The sequence below is a fragment of the Salinibacterium sp. 10G20-15 genome, assembly GCF_057365065.1.
Genome location: NZ_CP195118.1, coordinates 2,433,028 through 2,459,887, shown reverse-complemented (window position 1 = coordinate 2,459,887; position 26,860 = coordinate 2,433,028). Strand labels below are relative to the sequence as shown.

At 59.2% G+C, this 26,860-nt stretch carries 29 protein-coding genes; 13 read left to right on the top strand and 16 right to left on the bottom strand.

What is annotated here, in order from left to right; translation table 11 throughout:
- Positions 1-9: 9 nt before the first annotated feature.
- Together ACR3YK_RS11900 and ACR3YK_RS11895 are read right to left on the bottom strand one after the other, a co-directional pair.
- Positions 10-1,095 carry a glycosyltransferase family 4 protein gene (locus tag ACR3YK_RS11900; protein ID WP_486175065.1) on the bottom strand — a complete coding sequence of 362 codons (1,086 nt, stop codon included), beginning with the start codon at positions 1,093-1,095 and terminating at the stop codon, positions 10-12.
- Positions 1,092-2,003, bottom strand: a complete 912-nt coding sequence (locus ACR3YK_RS11895) for an alpha/beta fold hydrolase (RefSeq protein ID WP_486175064.1) — start codon at positions 2,001-2,003, stop codon at positions 1,092-1,094. Before ACR3YK_RS11895 ends, ACR3YK_RS11900 begins: the two co-directional genes overlap by 4 nt.
- A gap of 142 nt (positions 2,004-2,145) precedes the next feature.
- On the opposite strand from ACR3YK_RS11895, the gene ACR3YK_RS11890 reads away from it, so the two are divergent.
- On the top strand, positions 2,146-2,844 hold the full coding sequence (locus ACR3YK_RS11890) for an exonuclease domain-containing protein (protein ID WP_486175063.1): 699 nt from the start codon (positions 2,146-2,148) through the stop codon (positions 2,842-2,844).
- Positions 2,845-2,988: 144 nt separating this feature from the next.
- On the opposite strand, the gene ACR3YK_RS11885 is transcribed toward ACR3YK_RS11890, so the two are convergent.
- Both ACR3YK_RS11885 and ACR3YK_RS11880 read right to left on the bottom strand, forming a co-directional pair.
- Entirely contained in the window at positions 2,989-3,240 is a 252-nt protein-coding gene (locus ACR3YK_RS11885; RefSeq protein ID WP_100388998.1) for a type B 50S ribosomal protein L31, read from the bottom strand.
- A 73-nt stretch (positions 3,241-3,313) separates the two neighbouring features.
- Positions 3,314-4,096: an ABC transporter ATP-binding protein gene (locus ACR3YK_RS11880; RefSeq protein WP_486175062.1), complete on the bottom strand. Its 783-nt coding sequence runs from the start codon at positions 4,094-4,096 to the stop codon at positions 3,314-3,316.
- 129 nt (positions 4,097-4,225) lie between these two features.
- On the opposite strand from ACR3YK_RS11880, the gene serB reads away from it, so the two are divergent.
- On the top strand, positions 4,226-4,864 hold the full coding sequence (gene serB / locus ACR3YK_RS11875; RefSeq protein ID WP_486175061.1) for a phosphoserine phosphatase SerB: 639 nt from the start codon (positions 4,226-4,228) through the stop codon (positions 4,862-4,864).
- Between the two features lie 50 nt (positions 4,865-4,914).
- On the opposite strand, the gene ACR3YK_RS11870 is transcribed toward serB, so the two are convergent.
- Positions 4,915-5,637 carry a beta-ketoacyl-ACP reductase gene (locus ACR3YK_RS11870; RefSeq protein ID WP_486175060.1) on the bottom strand — a complete coding sequence of 241 codons (723 nt, stop codon included), beginning with the start codon at positions 5,635-5,637 and terminating at the stop codon, positions 4,915-4,917.
- Between the two features lie 71 nt (positions 5,638-5,708).
- On the opposite strand from ACR3YK_RS11870, the gene ACR3YK_RS11865 reads away from it, so the two are divergent.
- Genes ACR3YK_RS11865 through ACR3YK_RS11855 form a run of 3 tightly spaced genes read left to right on the top strand, consistent with a single transcriptional unit; the run spans position 5,709 to position 7,080 of the window.
- Positions 5,709-6,008, top strand: a complete 300-nt coding sequence (locus ACR3YK_RS11865) for a DUF3099 domain-containing protein (RefSeq protein WP_486175059.1) — start codon at positions 5,709-5,711, stop codon at positions 6,006-6,008.
- On the top strand, positions 6,005-6,247 hold the full coding sequence (locus ACR3YK_RS11860; protein WP_486175058.1) for a hypothetical protein: 243 nt from the start codon (positions 6,005-6,007) through the stop codon (positions 6,245-6,247). Before ACR3YK_RS11865 ends, ACR3YK_RS11860 begins: the two co-directional genes overlap by 4 nt.
- Complete coding sequence (locus tag ACR3YK_RS11855; RefSeq protein WP_486175057.1) at positions 6,244-7,080, top strand: SURF1 family cytochrome oxidase biogenesis protein; 837 nt, start codon at positions 6,244-6,246, stop codon at positions 7,078-7,080. The genes ACR3YK_RS11860 and ACR3YK_RS11855 overlap by 4 nt, the downstream gene beginning before the upstream one ends.
- On the opposite strand, the gene ACR3YK_RS11850 is transcribed toward ACR3YK_RS11855, so the two are convergent.
- Positions 7,077-8,675, bottom strand: coding sequence for an ABC-F family ATP-binding cassette domain-containing protein (locus ACR3YK_RS11850; protein WP_486175056.1), 1,599 nt, complete (start codon positions 8,673-8,675; stop codon positions 7,077-7,079). The two genes, ACR3YK_RS11855 and ACR3YK_RS11850, sit on opposite strands and share 4 nt — an antisense overlap.
- Before the next feature lie 110 nt (positions 8,676-8,785).
- Here ACR3YK_RS11850 and ACR3YK_RS11845 point away from each other — a divergent pair, with 110 nt between their 5' ends.
- Entirely contained in the window at positions 8,786-9,412 is a 627-nt protein-coding gene (locus ACR3YK_RS11845; RefSeq protein ID WP_486175055.1) for a biotin transporter BioY, read from the top strand.
- Here ACR3YK_RS11845 and ACR3YK_RS11840 read toward each other — a convergent pair.
- Genes ACR3YK_RS11840 through sufB form a run of 5 tightly spaced genes read right to left on the bottom strand, consistent with a single transcriptional unit; the run spans position 9,409 to position 13,483 of the window.
- Positions 9,409-9,738, bottom strand: coding sequence for a metal-sulfur cluster assembly factor (locus ACR3YK_RS11840; RefSeq protein ID WP_486175054.1), 330 nt, complete (start codon positions 9,736-9,738; stop codon positions 9,409-9,411). The genes ACR3YK_RS11845 and ACR3YK_RS11840 overlap by 4 nt on opposite strands.
- Positions 9,739-9,742: 4 nt before the next feature.
- Positions 9,743-10,507 carry a Fe-S cluster assembly ATPase SufC gene (sufC, locus tag ACR3YK_RS11835; protein ID WP_486175053.1) on the bottom strand — a complete coding sequence of 255 codons (765 nt, stop codon included), beginning with the start codon at positions 10,505-10,507 and terminating at the stop codon, positions 9,743-9,745.
- 37 nt (positions 10,508-10,544) lie between these two features.
- The gene (locus ACR3YK_RS11830) at positions 10,545-10,880 is read right to left on the bottom strand and encodes a non-heme iron oxygenase ferredoxin subunit (RefSeq protein ID WP_486175052.1); all 336 of its coding nucleotides are present in this window, start codon (positions 10,878-10,880) and stop codon (positions 10,545-10,547) included.
- Positions 10,877-12,064, bottom strand: a complete 1,188-nt coding sequence (gene sufD, locus ACR3YK_RS11825; RefSeq protein ID WP_486175051.1) for a Fe-S cluster assembly protein SufD — start codon at positions 12,062-12,064, stop codon at positions 10,877-10,879. The genes ACR3YK_RS11830 and sufD overlap by 4 nt, the downstream gene beginning before the upstream one ends.
- Positions 12,065-13,483, bottom strand: coding sequence for a Fe-S cluster assembly protein SufB (gene sufB / locus ACR3YK_RS11820; RefSeq protein ID WP_486175050.1), 1,419 nt, complete (start codon positions 13,481-13,483; stop codon positions 12,065-12,067).
- A gap of 245 nt (positions 13,484-13,728) precedes the next feature.
- Here sufB and ACR3YK_RS11815 point away from each other — a divergent pair, with 245 nt between their 5' ends.
- Positions 13,729-14,658, top strand: a complete 930-nt coding sequence (locus ACR3YK_RS11815) for a COX15/CtaA family protein (RefSeq protein WP_486175049.1) — start codon at positions 13,729-13,731, stop codon at positions 14,656-14,658.
- A 28-nt stretch (positions 14,659-14,686) separates the two neighbouring features.
- Here the strand turns inward: ACR3YK_RS11815 and ACR3YK_RS11810 are convergent, their stop codons facing one another.
- A complete protein-coding gene (locus ACR3YK_RS11810; RefSeq protein ID WP_486175048.1) occupies positions 14,687-15,607 on the bottom strand; it encodes a heme o synthase in 921 nt (306 codons plus the stop codon).
- Positions 15,608-15,837: 230 nt separating this feature from the next.
- Between ACR3YK_RS11810 and tkt the strand changes: the two genes are divergently transcribed.
- From tkt to pgl, 6 genes are read left to right on the top strand one after another with little or no spacing between them, the layout of a single operon-like run.
- Positions 15,838-17,931: a transketolase gene (gene tkt / locus ACR3YK_RS11805; protein WP_486175047.1), complete on the top strand. Its 2,094-nt coding sequence runs from the start codon at positions 15,838-15,840 to the stop codon at positions 17,929-17,931.
- Positions 17,932-17,955: 24 nt separating this feature from the next.
- Positions 17,956-19,068, top strand: a complete 1,113-nt coding sequence (gene tal, locus ACR3YK_RS11800; RefSeq protein ID WP_486175046.1) for a transaldolase — start codon at positions 17,956-17,958, stop codon at positions 19,066-19,068.
- Complete coding sequence (locus ACR3YK_RS11795) at positions 19,065-20,663, top strand: glucose-6-phosphate isomerase (protein WP_486175045.1); 1,599 nt, start codon at positions 19,065-19,067, stop codon at positions 20,661-20,663. Before tal ends, ACR3YK_RS11795 begins: the two co-directional genes overlap by 4 nt.
- A 35-nt stretch (positions 20,664-20,698) precedes the next feature.
- On the top strand, positions 20,699-22,240 hold the full coding sequence (gene zwf / locus ACR3YK_RS11790) for a glucose-6-phosphate dehydrogenase (RefSeq protein WP_486175044.1): 1,542 nt from the start codon (positions 20,699-20,701) through the stop codon (positions 22,238-22,240).
- Positions 22,237-23,202 (top strand): glucose-6-phosphate dehydrogenase assembly protein OpcA, encoded by a 966-nt coding sequence (locus tag ACR3YK_RS11785; RefSeq protein ID WP_486175043.1) that lies wholly within the window; start codon positions 22,237-22,239, stop codon positions 23,200-23,202. Before zwf ends, ACR3YK_RS11785 begins: the two co-directional genes overlap by 4 nt.
- On the top strand, positions 23,203-24,006 hold the full coding sequence (pgl, locus tag ACR3YK_RS11780; RefSeq protein ID WP_486175042.1) for a 6-phosphogluconolactonase: 804 nt from the start codon (positions 23,203-23,205) through the stop codon (positions 24,004-24,006).
- A gap of 160 nt (positions 24,007-24,166) precedes the next feature.
- Here pgl and ACR3YK_RS11775 read toward each other — a convergent pair whose 3' ends face one another.
- From ACR3YK_RS11775 to ACR3YK_RS11760, 4 genes are read right to left on the bottom strand one after another with little or no spacing between them, the layout of a single operon-like run.
- A complete protein-coding gene (locus ACR3YK_RS11775; protein ID WP_486175041.1) occupies positions 24,167-24,529 on the bottom strand; it encodes an RNA polymerase-binding protein RbpA in 363 nt (120 codons plus the stop codon).
- A gap of 30 nt (positions 24,530-24,559) precedes the next feature.
- Positions 24,560-24,808: a preprotein translocase subunit SecG gene (gene secG / locus ACR3YK_RS11770; RefSeq protein ID WP_129071428.1), complete on the bottom strand. Its 249-nt coding sequence runs from the start codon at positions 24,806-24,808 to the stop codon at positions 24,560-24,562.
- A 46-nt stretch (positions 24,809-24,854) separates the two neighbouring features.
- On the bottom strand, positions 24,855-25,652 hold the full coding sequence (gene tpiA, locus ACR3YK_RS11765; protein WP_486175040.1) for a triose-phosphate isomerase: 798 nt from the start codon (positions 25,650-25,652) through the stop codon (positions 24,855-24,857).
- Positions 25,640-26,857, bottom strand: a complete 1,218-nt coding sequence (locus ACR3YK_RS11760) for a phosphoglycerate kinase (protein WP_486175039.1) — start codon at positions 26,855-26,857, stop codon at positions 25,640-25,642. Before ACR3YK_RS11760 ends, tpiA begins: the two co-directional genes overlap by 13 nt.
- Between the last annotated feature and the right edge of the window lie 3 nt (positions 26,858-26,860).

The following is a 26,860-nucleotide window of genomic DNA, read 5'->3' as shown; positions in this document are numbered from 1 at the left end:
TTCAACTCGCTAGCGCTTCTTCTTCGCGCGACGAGCGGTAACTGCATCTTCTAGCGCTGTGTAGAGGGTTGCAGCGCCTTTCTCCCAGGTGAACTCGGTTGAGCGCTCTCGTGCTGCAGCGGAACGTTCCTGCCACGTTGCGGGATCTTCGAGAGCTTTCACTTCGCGTACGAGTTCGGAAGGGTCATCCGGGCTGAAGAATCCCCCGGCTGGGCCAGAGATTTCGCGGAAGATTTCTGTGTCGCTGACCAGTACGGGAGTTCCGAGAACCATCGCCTCAACCTGCGGCAGGCCAAAACCTTCGTCGCGAGATGCCGTCACCAACGCGGTGGCGCGTGACAGCGTTTCGGCGTAGACCTCGTCGCTCGCCCCGTTGTGGAATACGAGGCTGTCGGCGGGTGCGAGGGCGGTGAGCTCTGCTTTATTACGGTCGTCGATCCGGCTCATCAAGTGCAGGGTATAACCCGGCAGGTCGTGGAGCGCACGAGCGATCAGACCGACATTCTTGTACGGCATGTACGAGCCCATGTAGACGAGCTCGCGTGTGGTCGGAGCGCTGCGAGGGGTGTACTCCCCCGGGCTATCCGTGCCCAGCGTCACAACCGAAATCGGATTGCGAGTGAGCTTGTGCTCGAGCATCTGATTGCGCGTGGTGTGGGAGTCGGAGACGTGTCCATCTGCCGTGTTCAAGAGGGCGCGTTGAAACGCCCAGCTCAAGTGGTAGAGGCGCCACATGACGCGCACCGCCGCGGGCAGATTGTGGGGTGGGGTGGGGTGCTTGTAGTAAATGAGATCGTGCACTGTGGTGACGAGCGCATACTTGCGACCGAATGGCCCCATCGTTTGCATCGGCGTGAAAACCACATCCGGCTTGAGTTTGTTCACCTGAAGCGCCACGAAAGGTTCGAGGATGCCGGTGGGAGACGATGCCATCTCCCACGGCAGATCGGGCAGCAGCTCAAGCTGGCGCTTGTCGGAGATAAGCATTGTCACCGGGTGAACCTTGCTGATCTCCTCGACGAGGCGTGAGCCGTAGCGGCTGATCCCGTCGTGGCGGCCAATGCGCGTGTATCGGCAGTCAAAAACGATCTTCATGAGTGGGGCTCCGCAACTGTTCCTGCGCCGAGGAACGAGACGATGAGTTCGGCAGCTTCGCGCGGCCGTTCATAGTGGATGAGATGACCGACGTTGTCGAAAATTTCGAGCTGAGAGTCGGCGAAAAGTGTGTGCAGTCGCTCTTGGGCGGGAACGGGACTGATCGGGTCATTGCGCGCGCCAATCAGGAGTGTGGGCACCGTGATGCTCTCGGCAAACATGCTGACATCCGAACCGATCGAGGCTTCGAAGGCTTCGAGCAGGCTGTCGCGGTTGGCGTAGCTGCTGAAGTGAGCATGGTGCTGTTGGTGCACCCAGCGGCGCAACTCAGGGTTGTGAGTCTTGACCATGGCGAGACTCATCACGCGGACTACCAGCCAGTTGCTGAGCAGTGGTGCACCGATGGCGAGAGGGAGGGCGCGAGCAGCCTGATAAAACCACAGCGTGATCTTGCTGAGCACACCATTGGGCCCCGAGAGCGCTGGCGCAGCAATGGGATTCACCAAAATGAGTTGGGGCGTGGTGAGCCCGCGTGCCAGTGCAGCAGACACGACGATTGACCCAAAAGAGTGCCCCAGAATGTTCGCGCGACCGCTGAGACCGAGTTGTCCGACGAACGCGTCGAGCCACAGCGCGTAGCCCTCGATGTCATGAACGTGCCTAGTGAGCGGTTCAGATTCGCCAAAACCCGGAAGGTCAGGGCTAACGATGCGGATGCCGCGAAGGTGGGCGCAGACAGCCTCAAGACCGTGGTGGTCGCCCCGAAACCCGTGGACCAGCACCAGCACGGTGTCGGCATCTGCGGGGCCGTATTCCCAGTAGTGGGTGGATGATCCCAGCACGGTCATCTCGGAGTGCTTCGCCGGTGTGGCGTCGAGCAGTGCTCCATACGGCGATGCGGGTTTCATTCAGACAAGTCTATGTAGTGAGGCGACAGTTGGCGGCATTGACAACAGCCGGGGTGCTGCCAGGCTGCACTTGACGAAGGCTTCCCCGCGGAGTACCGCGAGCCGAGTTCCCGGTGTCAGTGTCGCGCTCTACGCTGAGGGCATGAGCAACTCCGGCACTTTGGCCACCTTTGATCTTGAAACCACCGGCGTCGATGTCGAAAGCAGTCGCATCGTCTCGGCCTGCATCGCGATCGTCGATGCCGCTGGCGCGGTCATATCGCGGTGGGATTGGCTCGCTGATCCCGGCATCGAGATTCCGGAGGGTGCGGCAGCAATTCACGGAATTTCGACCGCACGAGCTCAAGCAGAAGGCCGGCAGGCATCCTTGGTCGTTGCGGAGATCGTCCAGACCCTCAAGGTGACCTGTGCTCTCGGAATCCCGCTGGTTGTCTACAACGCTCCTTATGACCTGTCGTTGCTCGACCGCGAATGTCGCCGGTACTCGCTTGCGGGTCTGGCAGAACCCTACTTCGTGATCGACCCGCTCGTGATCGACAAAGCGGTCGACCGCTACCGTCGCGGCAAGCGCACGCTCGAAGTCACGTCCGCGCTTTATGGCGTCGACCTCGACGACGCGCATGATGCCGGGTCAGACGCCATCGCAGCGGCACGTGTCGCGCAGGCACTCTTCGCCAAGTACGGTGACCAGCTCAGCATCCCGTTCGGAGAACTGCATTCGCAGCAGCAGCGCTGGTACGCCGATCAGGCCGCCAGTTTTCAGGACTACATGCGCTCGTCCAAGGGCGATCACAGTTTTGTGGCTAACCCTGATTGGCCGGTGCGTTCACTCCCCCAGTAGCCACACGGTTCGCTACGTCGAAGTGCGCAGTACCCTCGGGCGCTGCGCACGTGTCGTTGGTGGCGGAGCGCGTTGTGCGGTCCGCCGCGTTAACGGTTGAAGGCGACCGGATAACCGGTCGCCTTCAGGAAGAAAGGATTACTACTAGTTGCCGAAGCCCTTGTAGCGGTTCTTGAACTTCTCAACGCGGCCGGCGGAGTCCATGATGCGCTGCTTGCCGGTGTAGAACGGGTGCGATTCCGAGGAGATTTCAACGTCAATCACCGGGTAGGTGTTGCCGTCTTCCCACTCGATCGTCTTGTCGCTCGACACAGTCGAACGGGTAAGGAACGTGGAACCAGACGCGAGGTCGCGGAAAACGATGGGTGCGTACGTGGGGTGGATCTCGGACTTCATTGGATTTCCCTGGATTCTGGATGAAAAAAGACGTGGGCGGTCACGCGGACCGACACACAAGCCTATCAGAGGATTAGGCGGCTCGTGCGGTGTAGCGGCCGGCGTCTTTTGTGATGATGAGTTCGAGGCCGAACGCGGCACTCAAGTTCTCTGAGCTGACAACGTCGTCAATCGTACCGGAGCTGTGGACCGTTCCTTCTGTCAACACGAGCGCGTGGGTAAATCCACGGGGAATCTCCTCGACGTGATGGGTGACCATAACGATCGCCGGAGCGGTTTCCGCTTGGGCGTAGCCGCTCAACAGTTGCACAAGTTCCTCTCGCGCGCCTAAGTCGAGGCTCGCCGCCGGCTCATCGAGAAGAAGAATTTCCGGGTCCGTCATCACCGAGCGAGCGATCTGTACTCGCTTTTGTTCCCCGTCACTCAGTTCGCCGAAGCGACGCTCCTCGAGGTGCGAAAGGCTCCATTCGCCGAGCACTCGGCGAGCTCGACGAATGTCGATGTTCTCGTATTCTTCGTTCCACCGCCCTGTTACCGAATAGGCGGCCGTAAGCACCACGTCAATCACGCGCTCATTACTCGGCACACGGCGGGCAAGCGCCGTCGACGAAAAGCCAATACGTGGGCGAACATCAAAAACATCGGAAGCGCCGAGCGTGCTGTCGAGCACTGTAATTTCTCCGGCGCTGGGGTGGATCTGAGCAGCCGCAAGCTGAAGCAGTGTGGTCTTACCTGCGCCGTTCGGGCCGAGAATCACCCACCGCTCGGAAGCATCCGCATTCCAGGAAACTGAATCGAGGATGGTGTTGCCACTACGAGTGACAGTGACGTCGGTGAAGGAGAGAACGCTAGCCATGATGTGTTTATCCTATTGCTTCGTAGCCAACTTTGGGCGAGGCGCGAAGGGTGATCCCGATAGTCTGACGAGTGAAGCGGTGAGGTGAGGAACCTCACGGCAGTAATCGTCGTTAGAAGGAGCCTCGTTGTGGCACAGTTTCTCGTTGTTTTCGATGTCGACTCGACCCTCATCGAGAACGAAGTCATCGAACTCCTTGCCGCTCGCGCAGGGTCCGAATCAGAAGTTACCGACATCACTACGCGCGCCATGAACGGCGAACTGGATTTCGAGCAGAGCCTCCGAGCGCGAGTCGCAACGCTCGCGGGTCTCCAGGAGAGCGTGATCGTCGAGTGTGCTCGCGACATCCGGGTCACCAACGGTGCCACCGAACTTATTGCGGGAGTGAAAGATGCCGGAGGCCGCGTTGCCGCAGTCTCAGGTGGCTTTCATGAGCTTCTTGATCCCCTCGCAACCAGACTTGGGCTGGACTACGCCCGAGCGAACCGACTCGAAGTAGCCAATGGCGCCCTGACCGGCGCGGTTCTCGGTCCCGTCATCGACGCTCAAGCCAAAGCCGATGCATTGCGCGAATGGGCCGCCGATTCGGGTATTCCGCTTTCGCGGAGCATTGCCGTCGGCGACGGTGCCAACGATCTCCGCATGATGGAGATCGCGGGGCTGTCTGTCGGTATCACCGCAAAACCGATCGTGCGCGCTAATGCCGACGTACACATCGACACCCGCGACCTCAGCGCCGTTCTGCCGCTATTGGGCTTGCGCAGTTAGCGTGCATCCGAGGTTGCCCAGTTTGGGTAACTGTCCAGCGGGTTGGTGGGCTAGTGGCCCATTCCTAGGCCGCCATCGACTGGGATAACCGCGCCTGAGATGTAGCCGGCGTCATCGCTGGCCAGCCACGTGATTGCTTTCGCCACTTCAGCCGGCTGCGCAAAGCGGTTGGCGGGAATCTGCTTGAGGTAAGCATCCTGCTGCTCGGTCGCAAGAGCTGCTGTCATATCAGTCTCAATGAAACCGGGAGCAACCACGTTGGCGGTGATGCCGCGGCTGCCCAACTCACGAGTGAGCGAGCGAGCGAGCCCGATCAGACCACTCTTCGATGCAGAATAGTTGACCTGGCCAGCCGAGCCTAAGAGGCCTACAACGCTCGATACGAGGATGACGCGCCCGAAGCGGGCTTTCATCATCCCCTTAGAGGCCCGCTTGACCACGCGGAAGGCTCCGGAAAGATTGGTGTTGAGTACGTCGGTGAAGTCTTCGTCACTCATGCGCATCAACAGCATGTCGCGGGTGATGCCGGCATTGGCGACAACGATTTCAACCGGCCCTAGCTTGGCTTCAACCTCGGTGAAAGCGGCATCAATGCTTGTAGCGTCGGTGACATCTGCGGTGACCGTGAGGGTTCCTTCGGGGCCGGTGCCCGAGCGCGCCGTCACGGCTACGCGGTAGCCCTGAGCCACAAATTCTTCGGCGATGGCCCGGCCGATGCCGCGATTGCCGCCGGTGACGAGAACGATTCGTGATTCAGTTGTTGTGGTGCTCATGGTTCCCAGCATATAGTCGCCGAGGGCGGCGTAGGCTTAGGGGGCACAACCTCGGCAACCGAAGAAAGCCCATGAACACTCCTGAGTCGATTACGTCGCTCCCCGAGCGGCCGGATGACGAGCGTCGCCGCCGCGTCATCAACTACTCCATCGCTATGGCGATTCGCGTTGTCTGCGTCTTGCTGTGCGTGTTCGTTCGAGGCTGGTGGCTCGTGTTGCCGATTTTTGGTGCAGTGGTCTTGCCGTATATCGCTGTCGTCCTCGCGAACGTCGAGACACGACGTTCGGGTGCCGTGAACGCGCCCGGCCAGTTTGCTCTCGAGTCGCGTGATTCTTTTCTCGCTCATGGATCGGATGAGGCTGCTCGGTGATTGGACAGAGTGGCCCGAGCATGCGGCAGTGCTCGCGCGCTGGCTGCAGTGCGCCGGCGCAGGTCAACGTCAACTGGCGTAACCCACGTATTCACGGCCCCGAGCGTGTGAAGGTGTGGCTCGCCTGTGCCGAGCACGAAGAGTTTCTTCGTGGCTATCTCGCAAGCCGGGGATTCCCCGTTCTGGTGAGCGATCTCGACTCCACTGTCAGCATGGTTCCGGATGGTGGTATTGCGTGAGTAAGTGGCGTTTCGTACTTTCAAGTCGCTGGTTCGGCTACCTCACGCTCGTGATCGTATTTGCAATTGGTTGCGTTTTTCTCTCACATTGGCAGTTTGATCGCCGCGAAGAGGCCGCTACCGAAGTAGCTCGTGTTAGTGAGAACTGGGAATCCGCTCCGCGATCCCTTGATGCAGTGATGCCGCAGCTCAACGAGTTCAACGAAGACAACAAGTGGATGTCGGTTGCGGTGAGCGGCGAGTATCTCATTGACGAGCAACTGCTTGTTCGAGGCCGTCCATACGGTGGCCAACCAGGATTCGAGGTGTTGGTGCCGCTGCAATTAGAGAATGGCGACATTGTCATCGTTGATCGCGGCTGGGTTCCCTCGGGCAACAGTCAGGACGCCCCGGATTCGGTACCCGAAGCTCCCACCGGCACCGTAGATGTCGTGATCAGGCTCAAGCCGAGTGAACCGACTGTGTTCGGTCGCTCGGCGCCTGACGGCCAAATTGCAACCATTCATCTTCCTGCTATCGCAGAGGTTCTGGGCGCCACAACCTATACAGGGGCCTATGGTCTGCTCGCTTCAGAAAACCCCGCCCCAGCTGTGCGTCCCCTCGCCTATCCCAAGCCACTCCTCGATGAGGGAGCGCACTTGTCTTATGCATTCCAGTGGGTGGCGTTCGGCGTATTGGCTTTCATCGGACTCGGATGGGCGGTACGTCAGGAATATCGTGTCATCAACGAAGATGATCCTGCTGAGCGCGAGCGCGCGAAGAAGCGACGGCTCAAGTCGGAGAAACGCGGGCCGACGGATGCTGAGATCGAAGACGCGTTGCTCGATTCTTAGGCCAGGCTGATGAGGTCTGCGTAGTCCTTGTTCCAATGGTCTTCGATACCGTCGGGCAGGATCAAGACCCGCTCGGGGTTGAGGGCTTCAACAGCGCCCTCATCGTGGCTGACCAAAACGACGGCACCGGTGTAGTTCGAGAGGGCGCCGAGAATCTCTTCGCGGCTCGCAGGGTCGAGGTTGTTAGTCGGCTCATCGAGCAACAGGACATTGGCGCCACTCACCACAATCATTGCGAGAGCCAGACGTGTCTTCTCGCCGCCGGAAAGAACGCCGGCTGGCTTCATAGCGTCGTCGCCCGTGAACAGGAACGAACCGAGCACGCGGCGCGCTTCGGTTTCAGTAATGCTCGGTGATGACGAAACCATGTTCTCGAGAACTGAGCGCTTGACATCGATTGTCTCGTGCTCTTGAGCGTAATAGCCAATGCGAAGGCCATGCCCGGGTTCGATATGGCCAGTGTCGGGCTCGTCCACGCCGGCGAGCATCCTCAGCAACGTTGTTTTACCGGCACCGTTGAAGCCAAGGATTACGACTTTGGAGCCGCGATCGATCGCAAGATCGACGGAAGCGAAAATCTCCAAAGAACCGTAGCTCTTGCTCAAGTTGTAGCCCATGAGCGGGGTGCGACCGCAGGGTGCTGGATCCGGGAAACGCAAAGCGGCGACACGGTCGGAGGCACGAACATCCTCAAGCCCGGCAAGCAGTTTCTCGGCGCGCGCCACCATCTGGTGAGCTGAGGCAGCCTTAGATGCTTTTGCACCGAAACGTGCGGCCTGAGCCTGCAGCGTTGACGCCTTCTTCTCGGCGTTGGCGCGCTCTTTCTTGCGTCGCTCTTCGTCTGACTGGCGCTGGCGCAAGTAGTGTTTCCAGCCCATGTTGTACTGGTCAATCAACTGCCGATTCGCATCGAGATAGAAGACCTTGTTGACCGTGTCTTCCACCAATTCAACATCGTGGCTGATCACGATCAGGCCGCCGCTGAAGTTCTTCAAGAACTCGCGTAACCAGACCACTGAGTCAGCATCGAGGTGGTTTGTAGGTTCGTCGAGCAACATAGTGTCGGCGCCAGAGAAGAGAATGCGGGCGAGTTCAATGCGGCGACGTTGTCCGCCGGAGAGCGTGGACAAGGGCTGGTCGAGTATGCGGTCGGGCAGACTCAAGTTGCTCGCGATAGAAGCGGCTTCGGCCTCGGCAGCGTAGCCCCCCAGCGCCAAAAAGCGGTCATCTAGTTTGCCATAGCGCTCCATGGCAGCCGAACTCACTGCAGGATCGCTGCTTCCCATCTCATCCTGCGCTTGGCGCATCTTGAGAACAATGCTTCCGAGCCCTCGGGCATCCAAAATGCGCGTGCGAGCGAGGTCTTCAGGGTTGCCCGAGCGCGGGTCCTGCGGCAAGTACCCTATTTCGCCCGTGCGTTCGATCTTGCCGTCGGTCGCCTCCAGCTCCCCCGCCAGTGTTTTGGTCAGCGTCGTCTTGCCAGCACCATTTCGACCCACAAGCCCAATCTTGTCTCCACGATCGACGCGAAAGTTGACGCCCTGCATCAGCATGCGTGCGCCGACGCGCAACTCGAGATCATGCACAGCAAGCACGGCGAAACATCCAAATCTTGGGGTTGGGGAAAGTGGGCGACAGCACCAACCAACTAGTCTACTTCCTAGTGCTGAATGTTCGATGCAGCGACGACGTGCGAGGGGATCCGGTGGCAGAGAGAATCAGGGCTCGTTTCGGCAAGCCCACAATAATCGATCTCATTTTCGGACCAAGTGTGGCCGCGAGCGTCGTTTTTGTTGCGGCGGCGGCCGGGGCAACAGCGGTCGCCGCCCAGTTTGTCGTCCCGCTCGAACCCGTACCGATCACGGCCCAGACACTCGCCGTAATGATCGTGGGGCTGAGTCTCGGAGCGCTGCGTGCAGCCGTTGCGCTGACAGTTTACGCGGCACTGGGGTTTATCGGTTTACCCGTATTTAGTGACGCCGCGGGCGGTCCAGAGGTCCTTGCGGGAACCGGCGGCGGCTACATCATCGGCTATATATTCGCCGCTTGGCTGATCGGCGCTTTTGCCGAGCGTGGCTGGAACAAGTCTTTCTGGAAAGCAGCGATTGCGAGTTTGGCCGGCAGCGTCGTGATTTATGCCTTCGGCCTCATCGGAATTGCGCGAGTTTTTGGGAAGTCGAATAGAGACTTCACTCTCGCCTATCTGTTCGAGATCGGCGTTGCGCCGTTTCTCGTTGGAGCCCTGCTCAAAGTGACAATCGCCGCAGCCCTACTCTCCCTTACGTGGAAAGCGGTGCTGCAGCGACGACCACGTGCTGCCGAGTTCGTTTAGATAGAGAAGCCAAGAGCGCGCATCATGTCGCGCCCATCGTCAGTGATCTTTTCGGGGCCCCAAGGCGGCATCCACACCCAGTTGATGCGAAATGCCTCTACTACGTTGTCCAACGATTGAGCGATCTGCTCCTCGATAACATCGGTGAGGGGACATCCGGCCGACGTCAAGGTCATGCTGATGATCAGCGCGTTGTTCTCAGAATCCCAGCTGAGATCGTAAATGAGCCCCAGGTCGACGATATTGACGCCGAGCTCGGGGTCAACAACGTCCTTAAGGGCTTCCTCGACTTCGTCGAAAAGTGCGGGTGCCAGAGCGGTAGACATACGCCTACGCTACGCTCGTGTCGGTCAAAAATCGATCATAGCCTTCGTTTTCGAGGCGATCTGCGAGTTCTGGGCCGCCTTCTTCCGCAACGCGACCGTCTACAAACACGTGCACGAAATCGGGTTTGATGTACCGAAGGATGCGCGTGTAGTGGGTGATCAGGAGCAGCCCAAGTCCGTTGGCTTCGTGGGCACGATTGACGCCCTCCGAAACAACCTTAAGAGCATCGACGTCGAGCCCGGAGTCTGTCTCGTCGAGAATCGCGAACTGTGGCTTGAGGAGTTCAAGCTGGAGAATTTCGTGACGCTTCTTTTCTCCACCGGAGAAGCCTTCATTCACGTTGCGATCGGAAAAAGTCTTGTCCATACGCAGAGCCTTCATGGATTCGTTGACCTCTTTGATCCACGGGCGAAGAGCGGGGGCTTCACCGGCGAGAGCGGTCTTAGCGGTGCGCAAGAAATCGGCGACCTTGACGCCAGGAATCTCTACCGGGTATTGCATGGCCAAGAAGAGGCCAGCGCGGGCACGCTCGTCGATGCTCATGTCGAGAACCTCAGCACCATCGAGAGTGATTGAGCCGCCCTCGACGTGGTACTTGGGGTGACCGGCGATTGTGTAAGCGAGAGTCGACTTACCCGAGCCGTTGGGGCCCATGATGGCGTGGATTTCGCCCTGCTTGATCTCAAGGTCGACACCGTTGAGGATCTGTTTTGTGCCCTGCTCGGTTTCGACACTCACGTGCAGGTCTTTGACTGACAGTACTGACATTCGTTTTCTTTCCTTAATGGTCTCGTGTGGAGAGCTGTTAGCTCTCAATGGCGACGGTGTCTTCGGGGTCGATATGAACCCCTCCGTCGTCGTCGATCTTCACTACAAAGACCGGTACAGGTTCATAGGCGGGCAAACTTAGTGGTTTACCCGTGTCAAGCGAGAAAAGTGAGCCATGAGCCCAGCATTCAATCGCACCGTCTTCGACGAAGCCTTCAGCAAGGGAGATATCTCCGTGGGTACAGGTGTCCCCAATGGCGTGTACCTCACCGGTGGAGTCCTTGACGATGCAGATTGCGGTGCCATCGAGCTCGACACGATAAGCCTTGTTGAGTTCAAGTTCTTCGACGCCGCAAACGCGCTGAGCGGTCACGAGCGCGTTCCTTCCAACTCAGACTCGATCGCAGTGGTAAGTCGTGCTTCGAGTTCTTCGTCGCCTACCTTCTGAACGATCTCCGCGAGGAAGCCGATGACAACGAGGCGGCGTGCCTCTGTTTCGGAGATTCCACGAGCCTGCAGATAGAACAGCTGCTCGTCGTCGAATCGTCCGGTGGCGCTAGCGTGGCCAGCCCCCTGGATGTCTCCGGTTTCGATTTCAAGGTTCGGGATCGAGTCGGCGCGCGTGCCCTCGGTAAGAACCAGGTTTCGGTTCTGCTCGTAGCTGTCTGTGCCAGCACCGTCGCGACCGATTAAGACGTCACCGACCCACACCGTGCGTGCGCCGTCGCCCTGAAGCGCGCCCTTGTAGTTAACGCGACCGCGAGTCTGGGCAGCCTGGTGGTGCAGATACACGCGCTGTTCGAGGTGTTGTCCAGCGTCAGCGAAGTACAGACCGTAGAGTTCGCCGTCGGCGCCCTCTCCCGACAGGTGAACGGACGGGTTCACGCGAACGACTTTGCCGCCGAGCGACACGATCGTGTGCTTCAGCGTGGCAGAGCGCCCTACCTGAACAAAGTGGCTTGAGAGGTGGATGGCGTCAGCCGCCCAATCCTGCACGCTCACGAAGTTCAAGGTTGCGCCCTCTTCAACTACGACTTCAACGTTCTCGCTCAGCAAGGCTTCACCGGCAGATTCGATGATCACCGTGGTGTTGCTGTGAGGACGAGCCGTAATTACCGTGTGCGCGCCGCGTGCAGCGGTGCCGAGAGTCGAGCGCGAGATTCGTACTGTGCGGTGCTCTTCGCTCGTCAGCGTGATGGCCAACGCCTGTTCAAAGCTGCTCCACGCGTTAGCGGAAGCACGCTCTTCGGGCGCGCCAGCGGAAGCGACGCGAGAATCATCGCGGGAAACCCACTCGACGGTGGCGCCGTCGACCGTGTCACTAGCGATGTCGTACGGCGAGCCGTCGAGGTTGTCGTCAATGAGTGGCTTGACAAGCTTGACGGGAGTGAGCTTCCACTCTGCTTCCAGTCCGTTAACCGCAGCGAAATCATCGTGAGCGAATGACGTGGGGCGCTCCGAACGAGTCTGAACGGGAACGAAGCCTTTTTCGCTTGGGTCCCATCCGCCGTCGCTGTGAGCCTTAAATCCGTGTTGTTCTGGTGTAACGACGGTCATTTAGCCGACGGATCCTTCCATGCTCAGTTCAATGAGCTTATTGAGTTCGAAGGCGTACTCCATGGGCAGTTCGCGCGCGATGGGTTCGATGAAGCCGCGGACGATCATCGCCATAGCCTCATCTTCTTCCATGCCGCGCGACTGCAAGTAGAAGAGTTGCTCAGCGCTGACCTTTGACACCGTAGCTTCGTGACCGAGCTCTACGTCATCCACCCGGATGTCGATCGCCGGATAGGTATCCGAGCGGGAAATGGTGTCGACCAGAAGCGCATCGCAGCGCACGGTGTTGGCCGAATGATGGGCTTTCTCGTCAACGCGGACTTCGCCACGGTAACCAGCTCGGCCGCCACCTCGTGCCACAGACTTCGAGACGATCGATGACGTCGTGTACGGAGCCATGTGAATCATCTTGGCGCCGGCATCTTGGTGCTGGCCGGGACCAGCGAAGGCGACGGAAAGCGTTTCGCCCTTGGCGTGCTCCCCCACCAGGTAGATCGAGGGGTATTTCATCGTGACCTTGGACCCGATGTTGCCATCAATCCATTCCATGGTGGCGCCCTCGTGCGCGATTGCTCGCTTGGTCACGAGGTTGTAGACGTTGTTCGACCAGTTTTGGATCGTCGTGTAGCGAACGCGGGCGTCCTTCTTGACGATGATCTCTACCACTGCGGAGTGCAGCGAGTCCGACTTGTAGATCGGCGCGGTGCACCCCTCGATGTAGTGAACGTAGGAACCCTCGTCAGCGATGATCAGGGTGCGCTCGAACTGGCCCATGTTCTCCGTGTTGATGCGGAAGTAAGCCTGCAGCGGGATCTCTACATGAACGCCCTTAGGGACGTAGACGAACGAGCCGCCTGACCAGACGGCAGTGTTGAGGGCGGCGAACTTATTGTCGCCTGCCGGAATTACGGTACCGAAGTACTCCTCAAAAAACTCAGGGTGTTCACGAAGCGCCGTGTCAGTGTCCATGAAAATGACACCCTTCGACTCGAGCTCCTCGTTGATTGAGTGGAACACAACTTCAGATTCGTACTGGGCAGCAACGCCAGAAACGAGACGGTTGCGCTCGGCTTCCGGAATTCCCAACTTCTCGTAGGTGTCACGAATATCTTCGGGAAGGTCTTCCCAGGTCTGAGCCTGCTTCTCGGTGGAACGAACGAAGTACTTGATGTTGTCGAAATCAATTCCCGACAGGTCTGCGCCCCATGTGGGCATGGGCTTACGCCCGAAGAGCTCAAGGCCCTTGAGTCGCATTTTGAGCATGGACTCCGGTTCGTTCTTCAACGTAGAGATGTCGCGAACGACCTCCTCGTTGATGCCCCGTCGCGCAGAGGCTCCCGCTACGTCGGAGTCTGCCCAGCCAAACTCATACTGGCCCAAGCCATTGAGTTCCGGACGATCAATCAGCACGTCGGACATTGGTACCTCTTTTCCTGCCGCTATCAACCAAGGTGGTTGAGTTGGCATTCCTTCGCACAGCACTTTGCCGGGATGTTTCGTGAGGTGCGCGTGCGCTGTGACACAACACTGCGCGGGCGAACTTAGACTGAAACAGGACAAGCGAGGCGCTACCCCGCTGTCACCATTGACTTCCCGGCATGGGCTGTGTTCCTGAACGCAACCCATTCTACAGGCAGAAGCCCGAAATAACAGGAGGTACGGCCGTGAACGCCGTCATCGCACGATTGCCCCAGTCCGTCGACGCCCGAGTCAGATTTTTTGCTGTCACTTCGCTCGTCATCCAGATCCTGATTGTGGCCACGGGTGGTGCCGTTCGGTTGACCGGATCAGGACTCGGATGCCCGACGTGGCCTCTATGCACGGACGAGTCATTGATCGCGACTCCTGAGATGGGAGTTCACGGTGTAATCGAGTTTGGCAATCGCTTGCTCTCCATCATCGTGGGTTTCGTAGCGATTCTCATGGTGCTGATGGTGGTGCGCATCCGTCGCGAACGCCGCGACCTTATGTCGCTATCTCTCATGATCTTGGGTGGCACCGTCCTTCAGGGCCTCATTGGAGGTCTCTCAGTGCGTGTTCAGCTCGACCCCAGCATCGTGGGTGTTCACTACGCCATCTCCGCGATTTTGGTGGCCATAAGCGCGGCCCTCGTTTATCGGGTCTGGACAGGTCTCCGGGGGCCAGCACTCTCGGTGCCCAAACCTGTCGCGATCCTCACGCATGCGGTGAGCCTCTTTGTGGCATTGACAATCATCGCGGGGATTCTGACCACCGGAGCAGGCCCTCACGCTGGCGACGATGGGTCTGCCCGCAACGGTCTTGACGCCGGCATCCTGCAGCACGTCCACAGTTGGCCGGGTTACGCGTTGATCGCAGCGACCCTCGCACTCGTCATCGTCTTGGCCCGTGGCGGCCACCGCCGCATCATGGACTTTGCCATCATTTTGCTCGTGCTTGAGGTCGTTCAGGCCCTGATCGGAATTATCCAGTCGCGCACCGGACTGCCTATTCTCCTCGTGGGCAGCCACATGGTGATCGCCTGTGGGATCGCTGCAGCCATGACCGCGGTCGTTCTCTCACTGCGGCCCAGCGTCACCCAAGCCGAGCGAGCAAGCGCAGAACCTGCTCTCTAGAGCAAAGGCTGGGACCGTTGTTCTCGCGCTAGAACGGGAGCAGCGGGTCGATGCCCACTGCCAAGAAGACGAGCGTCAAATAGCTGATTGAGCTGTGGAACACGCGCATGGCTTTGACCTCGTCGTGCCGGATCGCGGTGTTGTAGAGGCGGTGAGACTCAATGATGAACCAGGCTCCGCTCAGCGCCGCAACGAGGGTGTAAAGAACTCCCATTCCCGCCACTGGCACCAGCAACAGTGAACAGGCAACAGTTGCCCATGCGTAAAGAATGACCTGAAGGCCGACAGCCGCCCTGCCTCGAACAACGGCCAACATCGGCACCCCGACTGATTGGTAGTCGGTGCGATACTTCATCGAGAGCGGCCAGTAGTGCGGCGGCGTCCAGAGGAAAACAACCGCGAACAAGATAAACGCGGCCCACGAGAGATCGCCTGTCACTGCGGCCCACCCGATCAAGACGGGCATGCAGCCAGCAATTCCACCCCAAATGATGTTCTGAGGAGTGCGACGCTTCAGCAGCAACGTGTAGATGAAAACGTAAAAAAGGATCGCGAAAAGCGAGAGCGCCGCAGCGAGCCAGTTCGTCAATAGACCGAGCCAGAGCACCGAGCTGATTCCGCTGCTCCAAGCGAATAAGAGTGCTTCACGATCACTAAGTTCGCCGGTGACGAGAGGGCGGTTCTTCGTGCGAGCCATGACGCGGTCGATGTCACGGTCAATGTAGCAATTGAAAGCATTCGCTGAAGATGCACTCAGGATGCCTCCGACGAGGGTGGCTAGAACGAGCCACAAGTTGGGGATGCCGTTCGCGGCAAGAACCATGACGGGCACGGTCGTGACGAGAAGGAGCTCAATCACACGCGGCTTTGTCAGGGCAACATAGGCGCGAACTTTACGGAGGATGCCGATTTTTTCGTGCTGTACAGGGGCTTCTAGCGTGACATCCATACCAACGATTGTAATCTGCAGAAAGAATTGCTGTGACCGCACTCCTGAGGGGCAGCGAGCGATTGCTTGGTTCCCTATACTTGGGGTGCCCGCCTGTCGGTAGCCGCTTGTTCGCAGGTCTTGCGTAGCGAGAGGTTAGTGACCGAGCCAATGAAGTCGCGTGGCGGGTCGTTCACGTGCCCAGGTCGACCACGATCAGGTACTTCGCTTGCAGAAGGGTCATAAATCTCATGGCAGCTTTTCAATGGGATCACATCGACAATAAAGCGGTAGACACCGCTCGAATTCTGGCGGCTGATGCTGTTGAGAAGGTAGGTAACGGTCATCCCGGTACCGCGATGAGCCTGGCGCCTGCAGCGTACTTGCTCTTTCAGAAGGTGATGCGTCGCGATCCCAGCGATGATCAGTGGATCGGCCGCGACCGCTTCATTCTTTCCGTGGGGCACAGCTCGCTCACTCAGTACGTTCAGCTGTACCTGGGCGGCTATGGTCTCGAACTCGACGACCTGAAGGCACTTCGAACTTGGGGATCGCTGACTCCCGGTCACCCCGAGTTCGGTCACACCAAGGGTGTAGAGATCACCACTGGCCCTCTGGGCCAAGGCATCGCGTCGTCCGTCGGCTTTGCGTACGCAGCCCGTTACGAGCGTGGACTGTTTGACCCCGAGGCAGCTGCGGGCACGAGCCCGTTCGACCACTTCGTCTATGTCATTGCCGGTGATGGCGACCTTCAAGAGGGTGTCTCCGCCGAAGCATCATCGCTCGCAGGTCACCAGCAACTGGGAAACCTCATTGCGATCTACGACAGTAACCAGATCTCGATCGAAGACGACACCAACATCGCTTTCACCGAAGATGTGCAGAAGCGCTACGAGGCCTATAACTGGCATGTCCAGGTTGTGGATTGGAAGAAGACCGGCGAGTACGTCGAAGACGTCGAAGCCCTCAACACTGCGATCGAAGACGCCAAGGCAGTTACCGATCAGCCTTCGCTCATTATCTTGCGCACCATTATTGGTTGGCCGGCGCCCAACAAGCAGAACACCGGAAAAATCCACGGATCTGCTTTGGGCGCTGACGAGCTCGCTGCGACGAAGGTGGCGATGGGTCTCGATCCCGAGAAGAGCTTCGTGGTTGATGACGACGTGATTGCTCACACTCGCTTGGCTGTAGAACGCGGCAAGCAAGAGCGTGCTGAGTGGACGGTGAAGTTCGACGAGTGGGCTGCGGCGAACCCTGAACGCAAACAACTTCTCGACCGCGTGCTTTCGGGCGCATTGCCTGAAGGTATCGACGAGGCGCTTCCGGAGTTCGAAGCGGGCAAAGATGTTTCGACGCGCGCAGCAAGCGGCAAAGTTCTTGGCGCTATTGGTGCCGTCATGCCCGAACTCTGGGGTGGGTCTTCTGACCTCGCAGAATCAAACCTCACGACAATCGCTGGTGGAAAGTCGTTCATTCCTGCCGAGCACTCGACTGACGAGTGGAGCGGTAACGAATACGGACGTGTTCTTCACTTCGGTATCCGTGAGCACGCCATGGGCGCGATCATCAACGGCATCGTCCTGCACGGAAACACCCGCGCATTCGGTGGCACGTTCTTGATCTTCAGCGATTACATGCGCCCCGCCGTCCGACTTGCTGCTCTGATGGCAGTGCCGTCAATCTTCGTCTGGACCCACGACTCGATTGCTCTGGGTGAAGACGGGCCGACTCACCAGCCCATCGAACAGCTCGCAAGCCTGCGCATGATCCCGGGCATGGATGTCGTGCGTCCCGCCGACGCCAACGAAACGGCCTGGGCATGGAAAACGATTCTCGAGCGCCGCAACGGACCCGCTGGTATCGCTCTAACCCGTCAGAACATCCCTGTCTTTGAGCGTGGCGACGCAGAAGCAAGCGGAGAAACCTTCGCTGCGGCATCCAACGTCGCACGTGGCGCCTACGTGTTAGCTGAGGCTCCGAACGGAACGCCCGATGTCATTCTGATCGCAACTGGCTCGGAAGTTCAGCTTGCTGTTGAGGCACGCGAGTCGCTCAAGGCAGACGGAATCAATGCTCGTGTTGTTTCTGCGCCAAGCCTTGAGTGGTTTGCTGAGCAGTCTGCGGAGTACCGCGACTCCGTACTGCCTTCTACCGTGCGTGCACGAGTGTCTGTCGAAGCGGGAGTGTCCACAGGATGGCGTGAGTATGTAGGCGAGGACGGGCGCAGCATCTCGATCGATCACTTCGGCGCCTCCGCCGACTACAAAACACTATTCCGTGAGTTTGGCATCACTACCGAGGCCGTTGTGGCCGCCGCCCGCGAGTCGCTGGACGCCGTTTAGGCGCCCACAGTCAAGGAGATACAAATGACCAACAAAACCCCCACCGCTGCCCTCTCCGACCTCGGAGTGAGCATTTGGCTTGACGACCTTTCTCGGGAACGTATCAACTCGGGCGGCCTGCAGGAACTGATGGCGTCACGCAATGTCGTCGGCGTCACCACGAACCCTACGATCTTCGCTACGGCGCTGGCCAAGGGCGAGGCATACGACGAGCAGGTTGCTGCTCTCGCCGCCAAGGGTGCGAGCGTGACGGATGCTGTCTTCGAGATCACCACGGACGATGTCGCTGCTGCCAGCGACATTTTCCGTCCCGTTTACGATGCAACCGCTGGTCGCGACGGCCGCGTGTCGATCGAGGTTGAGCCCGGACTGGCTCACGACGCCGCCGGCACGATTGCTCAGGCACAGCAGCTGTGGGCCAAGGTTGCTCGCGAGAACGCCATGATCAAGATTCCGGCAACGGTAGAGGGTCTCGAAGCAATCACCGAGACCATTGCCGCTGGTATCAGCGTCAACGTCACCTTGATCTTCAGCTTGGCGCGCCATCGCGACGTCATTGAGGCGTACCTGACGGGTCTTGAGAAGGCTCAGGCCGCAGGCCACGACCTTTCGAAGATCCACTCGGTCGCCTCGTTCTTCGTGTCGCGTGTCGACACCGAGATCGACAAGCGTCTCGACGCGCTCGGCACCGATGAGGCCAAGGCCCTGAAGAGCAAGGCGGGCGTCGCTAACGCACGCTTGGCGTACGAGGTCTTCGAGAACGCATTCGCGACCGACCGCGCTCAGGCCCTCATTGCCGCTGGCGCCAACAAGCAGCGTCCGCTGTGGGCATCCACCGGTGTCAAGGATCCAAGCCTGCCCGACACGCTCTACGTGACCGAGCTCGCCGTCGGCGAGACGGTGAACACGATGCCCGAGAAGACTCTGGAAGCAACCTTCGACCACGGAGTCATCGAGGGCGAGCAAGTGACGGCCGGCTACGACGCCGCGAACATCACCTTGGACGCGTTGTCAGCGGTCGGAATTTCCTACGACGAGGTAACTGCGCTTCTCGAGAAGGAAGGCGTCGAGAAGTTCATCGTTTCCTGGAACGAGCTTCTCGACACAGTTTCCGCCGCACTAGAGGCTGCAAAATGAGTGTGAAAATCGCAGTAACGGGCGCGGCTGCCGAAGCCGTCAACCGTATTGTTCCGCAGCTAGTCAACGATCTGGTTGCGAGCCGAATCACCGGAGGCGACGCGACCCTGTGGGGCCCCGACGCTGAAGAGGAGTCGGCTAAGCGTCTCGGTTGGGTCGAAGCCGTTTCCGTCGGACGCCCCATGATCGATGACATCTACGCGTTGCGCGATAAATTGCGTGCCGCTGGCGTCGATCACTTCGTGCTGGGCGGAATGGGTGGCTCGTCGCTCGCGCCCGAGGTCATTACTCGCACCTACGGCGTGGAGCTCACGGTTCTTGATTCGACCGACCCCGCTCAGGTGCAGGCTGCGCTGGCTGACCGACTGCAGTCGACTGCAGTAGTCATTTCTTCGAAGTCGGGCTCGACGTTGGAGACGGACTCGCAGAAGCGAATCTACGAGAAGTTCTTCGCTGATGCCGGGATCGACCCCCGCGAACGCATCATCATCGTGACCGATCCCGGTTCGCCCTTAGATGGTGCGGCTCGTGCCGCCGGATACCGTGTCTTTAACGCCGACCCGAACGTTGGCGGGCGCTACTCGGCACTCACCGCGTTCGGCCTTGTTCCGTCAGGACTCGCTGGCGTTGACCTGTCGGAGCTTCTCGACGAAGCCGAAGCAGTCATGGTCGAACTCGCGGTAGACAACGAGAGCAATCCGGGCCTCGTGCTCGGCGCTGCGATCGCGGGCACGGATCCGCGCAAAGACAAGCTTGGCATCGTTGCTGACGGTACCCACATCCTCGGCTTCGGAGATTGGGCTGAACAGCTCATTGCAGAGTCAACGGGAAAACTGGGCACGGGCATCCTGCCCGTTGTTTTGCAGCCTGACTCCCCCGAGATTGCTGAAGGTCTCGATGACCTGCAGGTAGTTCGACTCGTTGGCGACTGGGATGACACCAAAGAGGTCGTCGAAGGCGAGATTGAAATTGCCGGCTCGCTCGGCGGGCAGCTACTTCTGTGGGAGTACGCGACCGTTGTTGCCGGACGTCTTCTCGGCATTAACCCCTTCGACCAGCCTGATGTCGAAGCTGCGAAGAATGCAGCGCGCGAGCTGATTGATAACCCCACTCCGCCGCAGGCTCCCGCCTTCGTCGCCGGGGATATTGAGGTTCGCGGCACCTCTGGCGTCGTGGCAGAGAGCACCGATCTCGCGGGCGTCGTCTCATCGTTGCTTTCCTACTTGGACGACGATGGCTACGTTGCAATCCAGGCTTACGCCGATCGCACCGCCTACCCCGAGCTCGCGGAGATCCGTGAGCGTGCTGCAGCGCGCTCTAAGCGCCCTGTGACGTTCGGCTGGGGGCCTCGCTTCCTGCATTCGACCGGCCAGTTCCATAAGGGCGGCCCCGCGGTAGGCGTGTTCTTGCAGATCATCGTGGTCGAAGAGTCTGATCTGCAGATTCCTGACCGTCCGTTTACGTTCGGCGAACTTATCCGTGCGCAGGCTGCTGGTGACGCCAGCGTTCTGGCAGGGCATGGCCGTCCGGTGTTGAGCCTGACGGTGTCGAACCCGAAGGTTTCGTTGCCGCTCGTTCTCGACGCGATCGGATAGCTGCAGCTCTTTAGCGCAGCGTGCAGAGGAGAAGTATGCCCCCCGTTGACATCAGCGCCGACTTCAACCCGCTCAGGTTGAGGTCAGATCGCCGGCTTAATCGAATTGCGGGACCGAGCGCTCTGGTCATTTTCGGCGTTACCGGTGATTTGTCACGCAAGAAGCTCATGCCGGCCGTGTACGACCTCGCCAACCGGGGGCTGCTTCCACCTGGCTTCGCGCTCGTGGGCTTTGCCCGCCGCGATTGGGAAGATCAGGACTTCGAGCAGGTTGTCCATGACGCCGTAAAGCAGCATGCACGCACGCCCTTCGACGAGGACGTGTGGAAGCAACTGGCGCAGGGCATTCGCTTCGTTCAAGGAGAGTTTGATGACGCCGAAGCTTTTGAGCGACTCAAGAACACCCTCGCTGAGCTGGATCGTGAACGAGGAACCATGGGCAACCACGCGTTCTATCTTTCGATTCCGCCCAAGTCATTCCCCCAGGTTACCGAGCAGCTCCGCAACTCCGGGCTGGCTGAACAGCAAGAGGGTCGCTGGAGCCGGGTCGTTATTGAGAAGCCTTTTGGCAGTGACCTCCAGACTGCGCGCGAGCTCAACGACGTAGTGGAGTCTGTTTTCCCGCCCGACAGTGTTTTCCGTATCGATCACTACCTCGGTAAAGAGACCGTTCAGAACATTCTGGCTCTGCGATTCGCGAATCAACTTTACGAACCCCTCTGGAACGCCAATCACGTCGACCACGTTCAGATCACGATGGCTGAAGATATCGGGGTTGGCGGCCGCGCTGGCTACTACGACGGCATTGGCGCCGCACGCGATGTGATCCAGAATCATCTACTCCAGCTACTGGCTCTGACCGCGATGGAAGAGCCCGTTTCCTTCGATGCTGCTGACCTTCGCGCGGAGAAAGAGAAGGTGCTCTCGGCCGTGCGCCTCCCCGAAAATCTGGCAGAGCACACGGCGCGTGGTCAATACGCTGGTGGTTGGCAGGGCGGCGAAAAGGTCACCGGCTTCCTCGACGAGGATGGGATGAATCCCGAATCCACCACGGAAACCTACGCCGCGATTCGATTGGATATCGGCACGCGTCGTTGGTCAGGTGTACCGTTCTACCTTCGAGCTGGAAAGCGGCTGGGACGTCGTGTTACTGAGATCGCAGTCGTCTTTAAACGCGCGCCGCAGTACCTGTTTGAAGAGAGCCGAACGTCAGCCCTCGGCCAGAATGCCTTAGTTATTCGAGTTCAGCCAGACGAAGGCGTGACTATTCGCTTCGGGTCCAAAGTGCCGGGCGCAGAAATGCACGTTCGCGATGTAACGATGGATTTCGGGTACGGCCACGCCTTCACGGAGGCAAGTCCGGAAGCGTACGAGCGACTCATTCTCGACGTTTTGCTCGGAGATCCTCCACTGTTTCCCCGCCACGAAGAGGTCGAGCTCAGTTGGAAGATTCTCGATCCCATCGAAGAATTCTGGGCTACACAAGGTGCGCCCGAACAGTACCGTCCCGGAACCTGGGGCCCAAAGTCAGCCGATGACCTCATGGAGCGCGACGGCCGAGTCTGGAGACGTCCATGATTGTAGATCTACCCAACACGACCACAGCAAAAATCTCGAAGGCGCTCGTTAGCATACGGGAGGACGGTGGCGCCGTTGCCCTCGGACGCGTGTTGACTCTAATCATTGCCACGCATTTCGGGAACGAAGAAGAAGCCATCGAAGCCGCTAATGACGCATCCCGCGAGCATCCCATGCGAGTTCTGGTCGTATCGACCAGCCCCGATGCGCCCCTTACCCATGAAGAAGCACGCGTGGACGCTCAAATCCGAGTGGGCGGCGACGCTGGCGCAAGCGAAGTGATTCTAGTGACAGCGCACGGCGACGCGGCGCTCGATCAAGAGAGTCTCGTTACCGGACTCTTACTTCCGGATGCTCCTGTGGTGGCGTGGTGGCCAGGAGAAGGACCGGATAACGCCTCCGAGTCACCACTCGGGCGAATTGCGCAGCGTCGCATTACGGATGCAGCGGCGAGCTCGTCGCCGCTCGAAGCGATGCACCGCATGTGTAACACGTACGTTCCTGGTGATACCGATTTCGCTTGGACACGCTTGACGCTCTGGCGCGCCCAACTCGCAGCCGTGCTCGACCAGCCTCCGTACGAGCCGATCACCGCGGTCACCGTAAGCGGCGCCGCCGATTCTGCGTCGACGATGCTGCTGGCAGCGTGGTTGCAGATGCAACTTAAGGTGACTGTCACTCTTGATGTCGCAGACGGATCCCCAGTTCCCACCGGCATCCACGCCGTGACCTTAGAGCGTGCGTCTGGCTCGATCACGCTCGAACGCAATGTCGCGTCAATCGCTACCCTAACGCAGCCCGATCAACCGGTGCACGATATCTCACTCCCCCGGCGCAGCCTCCGTGACTGCCTGTCCGAAGAGCTTCGCCGACTCGACCCCGACACACTATTCGGAGCTGTCGTACGGCGCGGCGTGAGCGAGCTTACCGGCGTTCGAAGCATCGAAGAAGGTGACAAGTAAATGAGTAACGAACGTCGAGCGATAGTTCATGCGAACAAAGCGGAGTTGGCAAACGCTGTTGCTGCTCATTTTCTTGTGAAGGTTCCGCATATCATCGCTGAATTTGATGAGGCTACGGTTGTTCTTACCGGAGGCACGATGGGGCAAGCAGTCCTCGCTGCCATCAACGACTCTCCTCAGCGAGATGCTGTCGATTGGTCACGCGTGAACTTCTGGTGGGGGGACGAACGTTGGCTTCCGGCCGGCGATCCCGAACGCAATGAAGTCCAAGCCCGCGCCGCCCTCCTCGATCACATTCCTGTGGAACCGGCCCGCGTCCATGCCGTCGCCGCCTCCGACTCCGGACTTTCCTTGGACGACGCAGCCCAGGCGTACGCTAATGATCTCCGAGCGCACGCTGCACGCAACGGTAGGTATCCAAACTTCGATATCGTGTTCCTCGGCGTTGGGCCAGACGGCCACATTGCGTCGCTGTTCCCCGAGCGAGAGGGAATTCGCGAAACGGAGCGAACGGTCATTGCTGTCCGCAACTCCCCCAAACCACCCGAGGAACGAGTGAGCTTGACGTTGCCGGTTATTAACTCCTCAGTACGAATCTGGGCAGTGGTCGCCGGTGCCGACAAAGCCTCAGCACTCGGGCTATCTTTGGCGGGTGCGAGTTACAACGAGGTTCCGGCTGCCGGACTTGAGGGGCGTCGTAAGACACTCTTTCTTGTGGACTCTGACGCTGCTGCGCAAGTGCCTGCAGCTCTGATCGACCCCGGCCAATTCTGGACGAGCGCTGATTCCACCGACGAGCACTAAGCACCTTTTCTGGTCGTGTTTTTCTTCGCGACGCAATTGCTTTCTGGTTAACGAACGGGAGGCCCCGACCACTAGGTCGGGGCCTCCCGTTCGTCAATCAGCTTGAGATCTCCGCGAGGGCTGCAGCACGTTGGCTTCGAATAACGGTGTCCGTGAAACTCTAGGACGATGCAGTACCACGACGCGTACGCAGTTGAGCGAGTGCTTCGTCGAGGAGCTCTGCAGCCTCATCCTCGCTGCGACGCTCTTTCACGTAGGCCAAGTGAGTCTTATAGGGCTCAAGTTTTGCTACCGACGGAGGATTCTCCTTGTCTCGTCCGGCGGGAAGCCCAGTAGACGGAGAATCTATCGTTTCTGGGATGTCTTCTTCGGGTACGTTCGCAGCGAATGATCGTACCGTTTCATTGCCTTCCGCGTCCCAGTAGGAGACCTGGATACGCTCTGCATGAAATCCACGATCTTGTTCGCCCATAGGACCTGCGCCAACACGCGAACCACGAATTGCACTTCCGCCTGATACCACTGTGTTCCTTCGTTAGGAGGTGAGAGCTTCTTAAGCGCCGTCAAACTTGGTGATGAGACCGAGAACCACGATACAACTGATCCACACAATGCCGAGGATCACCGTGATGCGGTTGAGGTTGCGTTCCGCAACTCCTGACGCCCCGAGGTTGGACGTGACTCCTCCTCCGAACATATCGGAGAGACCGCCACCGCGACCGCGGTGGAGAAGGATTAGAAGTGTGAGCAGCAAGCTCGTGATAGCGAGCAAGACTTGCAGCACAACCTGGAGAATTTCCACAAAGAACCTTTCGAACAGGCCGTAGCGGCCTCGAACAGTATAGCGTTTAGGTGCCGACGTGCTTGGAGAAGCGCGAGATGCTGGCGAATTCAGCCACATCGAGGCTCGCACCGCCGACTAAAGCTCCGTCAATGTTCGGCTCGCGCATCAGGCTTGCGATGTTGTTTGACTTCACCGAGCCGCCATAGAGGATCCGAGTGCTCGCTGCGACATCCTCGCCAAGTACTTCAGCAAGGGTTTCGCGGAGACGCGCGGCGACTTGCTCCGCTTGCTCTGGTGTAGCCGCTTTGCCTGAACCAATCGCCCAGACGGGCTCGTAGGCGACGACGATTTCAGGGCTACCGGTGACTCCGGCTAGCCCCGCTCTCAACTGAGCAACAGGAACTGCGCTCGGTCCATGGGCTTCGAGGTCATCAGCTGTTTCGCCCACGCACAGGACAGGAATAAGGCCGTGCTTGAGGGCGGCGACGACTTTACGCGCGAGTTGCTCGTCGGTTTCGCCGTGCATTGTGCGACGTTCGGAATGCCCAACAAGAACATACCGGCAGTCAAGCGACGAAAGGAAAGCGCCAGAAATCTCGCCCGTGTAAGCGCCTGAGTCGTGCTCAGACAAATCCTGCGCGCCAAAGCGCACGTCGAGCTTATCTGCAGCTACGAGCGTCTGCACAGAGCGCAGGTCGGTGAACGGCGGAAACACCGCAACTTCGGCGCCGTCGACGCCGAAGTCGTGGTTCGCGTCCTTCAACGTCCACGCAAGTTTTTGTACGAAAGCGATTGACTGGAGGTGGTCCAGATTCATCTTCCAGTTGCCCGCAATGAGCGGGACGCGCTTTACCTTTGCCATCCAAGTACCTCCAGTCCGGGAAGCTGTTTGCCCTCAAGAAACTCGAGGCTCGCACCGCCACCCGTAGAAATGTGACCAAATTGGTCGTCGTTGAAACCTAGTGCTCGTACCGCAGCGGCGGAGTCACCGCCACCCACGACGCCCAAACCGTTTGTCTCGGTCAGAGCTTGCGCGATTGCTTTTGTGCCCGCCGCAAAAGCAGGGAACTCGAACACGCCCATGGGACCGTTCCAGAACACGGTCGTCGAATTGCGAATGACTTCCGCGAAACGTGCGGCGGTCTCTGGGCCGATGTCGAGACCGATTCCCGCGTCGCCAAACTCGGTGTCTTCGATCGCATTCGACGAGGTCACCGTGTGAGCAGCGTCCGGCCCAAACGAAGCAGCAACGGTGATGTCCGTTGGCAGCACTATTTCAACGCCTAATTCTGCCGCCTGCGACAAGTAATTCTTCACTGTCTCGAGCTGATCGTGCTCCAGCAGACTAGCCCCGACCTTGTGGCCTTGAGCAGCGAGGAACGTGAACAGCATGCCACCACCGACGAGCAGCGTGTTCACTCGTGGGAGCAGAGCGCCGATGACATCGAGCTTGTCTGAGACCTTGGAACCGCCCAGAACGACGGTGTAGGGACGCTCGGGAGTCACCGTGAGGCGTTCAAGCACGTCAAGTTCGCTCTCAATGAGCAATCCCGCAGCGCTAGGAAGCGCTTGAGCAAGCTCGAAAACACTCGCCTGCTTGCGGTGCACGACTCCGAAACCGTCAGAGACGAACGCGTCGCCGAAGCGAGCGAGTTTGTGAGCAAACTCTTCGCGTTCGGCCTCTGACTTCGAAGTTTCGCCGGCATTGAACCGCAGGTTCTCCAACAGCGCTACGCCGCAATCCTCGAGGTCAGCGACGGCCTGTTCGGCGGCGTGACCTACGGTGTCCTTAGCGAACACCACTGCCTTACCCAGCAACTCCGAGAGCCGCTGCGCGACGGGCTCGAGGCTGTACTGGGCATCGGGCTCTCCCCCGGGGCGACCCAGGTGAGAAACGATGACCACGCGGGCGCCCTTGTTGATGAGAGCGTTTAGCGTGGGCAAGGATGCGCGGATGCGACCATCGTCGGTGATCTGACCGTCCTTAAGTGGGACGTTCAGATCGCACCGGACAATGACGCGCTTTCCGCGCAGTTCGGAGAGCGTTGAGAGAGTTCTGAGGCTCATAGT